Here is a 4,417-nt window from a genome sequence, read left to right as displayed (position 1 = left end):
GTCAATTCAACAAGGTTCATCGGGCTCTCCTGAAGGCGTATAGCTTCGGGGGGATCACAGGTGAAGGCAAGTGACAAAGATCGGCAAGCAGGCTCGCTTCCACAGGTCATGCACAACACTCTATGCTTGTGGGGAACTCGCCACCGCGATCAATGGCCCAACGCTCGAACTCATCAGGACGCTCATTCCATGCAGGTAGAAGGTTTTTTCGAATGGCTCGGTCAAGCCATTGGTTCCGTCATCCGTTTCATCGTTGATGCGCTTAGTGGCCTGTTCCAACTGGTGAGCCGCGCCAGCAGCAATTTTGTCGACGGCTTGTCCCGCGCGCTGGGCATGGACACCTCGATCATCAGCATCGTTGTCTTGATCCTCGGGCTGGTGCTGCTGTGGTCGGCGATCCGCGCGTTCATGAATGCGTCGATCATCATGGGGATCATCTGGTTGATGCTGGGGTTGTGGTTGCTTAGCTGGATCATGCACTGACGCCCTCCCACATTGAATCGCGGCACATGCACATGTGTCGCTACAATGCCCGCTCCTCCAAGGAGCCTGCATGTCCAAGCTGATTGCCGACTGGCGCGACCGTCCTACCCATCGCCGGGTCTGGGCGCTGGCAGCGCCGATGATTCTCTCGAATATTTCAGTACCGCTGGTGGCACTGGTCGACAGCACCGTCATCGGTCACCTGCCCCACGCCCATCAGCTCGGTGCCGTTGCGGTCGGGGCCAGCCTGTACACCTTCCTGGCCTGGGCCATGGGTTTTCTGCGCATGGGTTCCACCGGGTTTGCCGCGCAGGCTGCCGGACGTGGGGACGGTGCGGCATTGCGGCAGATTTTGTTGCAGGGGCTGTTGCTCGCAATGGGGCTGGCGATTGTCCTGGGTGTCGCGGGCGTACCGCTGAGCGGAGCCGCACTGCACTTCATGCAGCCGTCGGCAGAGCTGGATCAGATGACCCGCGAGTTTTTCCATACGCGGTTGTTCGGCCTGCCCGCAGCGTTGGCCAGTTATGCGCTGGTCGGCTGGTTCCTCGGTACGCAAAACGCCCGGGCGCCACTGGTGATTCTCCTGAGCACCAACCTGGTGAATATCGCCCTGAACCTGTGGTTTGTCCTTGGCCTGGAATGGGGCGTGGTCGGTGCGGCCCGGGCCTCGGTGATTGCCGAATGGACCGGCGCGCTGATCGGCCTGTTGATGACCCGCCAGGCCTTGCGCGCCTACCCCGGTCACATTGTCTGGGCGGCCCTGGGCTTGTGGCAGAGCTGGCGCCCGTTGCTGGCGGTGAACCGCGACATTTTTATCCGTAGCCTGGCCCTGCAATCGGTTTTTTTCCTGATCACCGTACAAGGTGCGCGGTTGGGCGACGCCACTGTCGCGGCCAACGCCCTGTTGCTCAACGGCCTGCTGCTGACCGCCCACGCTCTCGATGGCCTGGCTCACGCGGTGGAAGCCCTGTGCGGACATGCCATCGGCGCCCGCGACCGCGATGCCCTGCGTCGGTCTCTGGTGGTGGCTTGCGGCTGGTCGTTGCTGGCGAGCCTGGGTTTCGCCGTGCTGTTCCTGTTGGCCGGGCACCTGTTCATCGCAATGCAGACCGACATTGCCAGCGTGCGCGATACCGCATTCATGTATCTGCCCTACCTCGCTGCGCTGCCATTGATCGCCGTCTGGAGCTACCTGCTCGACGGCCTGTTCATCGGCGCCACCCGTGCCCGTGAAATGCGTAACGGCATGCTGCTGACCGTGGCTTTGCTGGTGCCATTCGCTTGGGCGCTGCAAGGGTTTGGCAACCATGGCCTGTGGATAACTTTTCTGCTGTTCATGTTGCTCCGCTGCCTGACTCTCGGGGCCATTGCCTGGCGCCTGCGCCGCCACGACGGCTGGTTCGCCCGCGCTCATTGAGAGGGGTTTGTGCTCGGCAACCAGGCGATTTTGACTTCGAATGTCATGCTCGCGGCTCGTCGCCCTGCCAGCGGCTACGCAGGTCATCGAGGCGCTCCTGCTGGGTGTTTCCCTCCAGCGGCAGTTGGGGCACGGCCCCGTGGTATTGCAAGCGCAACCACAACCAGCCATCGAGTACCGGCCGCTCGCTGAAGCCCAGCGCCAGCCCCTCCTGCAAATGCGACCACAAGCGAAAATATTCGCAGCCGGTGGCCTGGCTCCAGCGCCAGGCATGCTGCTCCAGCAGGCAGGTTTGCAGGTTTTCCCGTTGCCGGGGGCTGAGGTCTTCCTCTGGCGCCAAAGGACGCACGGCAAGCCCCGGGTTGAGCAACTGCTGCCAACCCTGGCTGCCAATCGCCCGGTCAGCCCAAGTCCCGCCGAACCAGCGCAATTGACTGATCGGCCCCAACCAGCGAGTCAACTCCCCGGCATCGCAGGCATCGAAGAAGTAACTGGCGGTCTGCGGGTTGTAGTAGCTGAGCAGTGCCCGATGATGCAGGCCGAACGAGACCGTCAGCATGCGCCGCAAGTGCGCGAGCAATGGCGTGGCGCAAGCCTCACTGGTCAGCAACAAACCTTGCCATTGGTGTGCGTCGTGTCGACAAGTGTCCGCCAGTGCCGGGCAAGTCCGCAGGTCGACCAACACCGGACCGTGATCTTTCAGTGCATGCCATTCAGTCCCTTCGAACAATGAAAACTGCGACGCCTCGGCAAGAGTGCGTTGCAACGTCAAGCTCGCCTGCGGTGCGCCCGATCTGTCCAACAGCAACCATTGAGCGATCGGATCGGGCATGTGCACGTCGATCATGCGATGCCGCTCCAGCCAGGTTGCGTCAACGTCCGACAGGTACAGATCGTCTGCGCACAATGATTGAAACTACCGCCGCCGGGCAGCAGACAGAGCAACAGCAAGGGCTCGCCTGAACGCAACCAGTCCTGCACGCCTTCCGGCAGGACGTTGTCGACGATGGATGCCTGCGCCTGCTGCCCGGTGTCGTCACGGGCAGGCAGGTGAATGACGCCGGTAATCATCGGCTGGTCCGGATCGCCTTCGACAAAACTCACCACCACCTCCGCGCCCTCGCTCAGCGACCCGACGCCGACGGCTTGCAGTTCCGGCGCCAGCGGTAACCAACAGTGGCTCGGCGCTGCCCCCTCGCCTTGATAGACCCAGTCAAACTGCACCGCCACCGGTCGGGAAGGGTCGGGACGGGACTCATCGACATCCACCACCCATGCACGTTGCAGGCTGTGCATCAGGGGTTTATCCACACAACGGGGTGGCTCGAACGATGCCTGCCAATGCACCGCCCGCACATGATTGCTGTAAGGTACCCGCGGATCCTGACTGCCCTGATGCTCGACGTGAGTCAGCAACCACAGATGATTCCACTGGCGGACCGGATGACCGGACAACGGCATCAGCTGACCACTGCGCAGCGTCGGCAGGTCCGAGTGACCTTGCGCAGTCTGCGCGGTGCTGTCCACGCAACGCTGCACCTCGAAACGGCGCACAGCCGGTGGGCGGCCTTCGGGGCGGAAATCCACCGCCTGGCCCTTGCAGAAATGCCCTTGCCCATCGGCAAACACCAGGCAATGCCCGTGCGCCCGGTGCTCAAAGTGATAATGAAGCCGTTGCTGGGCGCACAATCGCTGGACGAATTGCAGGTCCGATTCGCGGTATTGCGTGCAGTAGTCGCGAAGCGGGTAATCACCCTGCAGCTCGAAGCGCCGCTGCTGTCCGACAATGCCGTGCTCCCTGAGCACTTGATCGAGAATCTGCGGCACTGTCCTCGCGCTGAAAATACGCCGGCTGAAGCGCTGCGCCAGACACGCCAGCCTCGGGCCGAGACGCACATGACAGAGTCTGAGCGTTGACCCATGGTCGCGTTGGACCAGTTCCTGCAATTGACCATGGACACGGTTGCCCTGCGGCCCGAAGTGCAGGGAAGCCGAACGGTACAACAGGCTGGCGAGGTCGAGCGCGGGGTCTTCGATCAGCAATTGCACGTCGAACACGAACGGCTCGCTGATGGCTTCTCTACCGGTAAAGGCCAGGACCTCGAAAGCGTCGGACAGACCTGCTACGTCCAGACGGAAGTCAGGTTCGTTGACTGGATCGAACATCGGCGATTCTCTACAGGAGGGGCGGCCGGGGATTCTCGCCGAGAGCCATGGCCGAGTAGAGAGGTGAAGTACAACTTAGGAAATGACCTACGCGAAAAGAAGACCAAATGACTTGGATAGCCGAGGACGTAGGCCGCTTCGCTTGAAAAAAGAGAAACGCCGCACCAGGTCATCTGAAATTTCCGCAGCGAACGGGAAATTTTCAGACAACCTGATGAGCGTGATGCTTACCTCAGGAAGACAGGTAAGAAGAACGGGTCAGGCCCAGGCGCAACGCATCGAGGAACTGGGTACGTTCGCTGGCACTGATGCGGGCACTGGCGCACTTGTCGCGGTAGTGAGTCATCAGTT

General features: G+C 61.6%; 5 protein-coding genes. 2 read left to right on the top strand and 3 right to left on the bottom strand.

Annotated elements, in window-relative coordinates; all coding sequences use genetic code 11:
- The first annotated feature begins 189 nt into the window (after positions 1-189).
- Positions 190-483: a hypothetical protein gene (locus D8V06_RS09720; protein WP_056852475.1), complete on the top strand. Its 294-nt coding sequence runs from the start codon at positions 190-192 to the stop codon at positions 481-483.
- 70 nt (positions 484-553) lie between these two features.
- On the top strand, positions 554-1,900 hold the full coding sequence (locus D8V06_RS09715; RefSeq protein WP_130930874.1) for an MATE family efflux transporter: 1,347 nt from the start codon (positions 554-556) through the stop codon (positions 1,898-1,900).
- Between the two features lie 43 nt (positions 1,901-1,943).
- On the opposite strand, the gene D8V06_RS09710 is transcribed toward D8V06_RS09715, so the two are convergent.
- The 3 genes from D8V06_RS09710 to D8V06_RS30350 all read right to left on the bottom strand — a co-directional run.
- Positions 1,944-2,747, bottom strand: coding sequence for a DUF4123 domain-containing protein (locus D8V06_RS09710; RefSeq protein WP_130930873.1), 804 nt, complete (start codon positions 2,745-2,747; stop codon positions 1,944-1,946).
- Positions 2,744-4,066, bottom strand: a complete 1,323-nt coding sequence (locus D8V06_RS09705; RefSeq protein WP_130930872.1) for a contractile injection system protein, VgrG/Pvc8 family — start codon at positions 4,064-4,066, stop codon at positions 2,744-2,746. The genes D8V06_RS09710 and D8V06_RS09705 overlap by 4 nt, the downstream gene beginning before the upstream one ends.
- A gap of 232 nt (positions 4,067-4,298) precedes the next feature.
- Positions 4,299-4,417, bottom strand: a 119-nt coding sequence (locus tag D8V06_RS30350) for a hypothetical protein (protein ID WP_177434403.1), incomplete at its 5' end; no start/stop codon positions are given.

Origin of the sequence: Pseudomonas sp. Sample_24 (assembly GCF_004307605.1) — a bacterium.
In the GTDB taxonomy this organism is placed as follows: Bacteria; Pseudomonadota; Gammaproteobacteria; order Pseudomonadales; family Pseudomonadaceae; genus Aquipseudomonas.
This window is presented reverse-complemented; position numbering and strand designations above follow the sequence as displayed.

Coding starts and splice junctions, on each gene's coding strand:
- D8V06_RS09715 (WP_130930874.1), top strand. CDS start 554: ATGTCCAAGCTGATTGCCGACTGGCGCGACCGTCCTACCCATCGCCGG.
- D8V06_RS09720 (WP_056852475.1), top strand. CDS start 190: ATGCAGGTAGAAGGTTTTTTCGAATGGCTCGGTCAAGCCATTGGTTCC.
- D8V06_RS09710 (WP_130930873.1), bottom strand. CDS start 2,747: ATGATCGACGTGCACATGCCCGATCCGATCGCTCAATGGTTGCTGTTG.
- D8V06_RS09705 (WP_130930872.1), bottom strand. CDS start 4,066: ATGTTCGATCCAGTCAACGAACCTGACTTCCGTCTGGACGTAGCAGGT.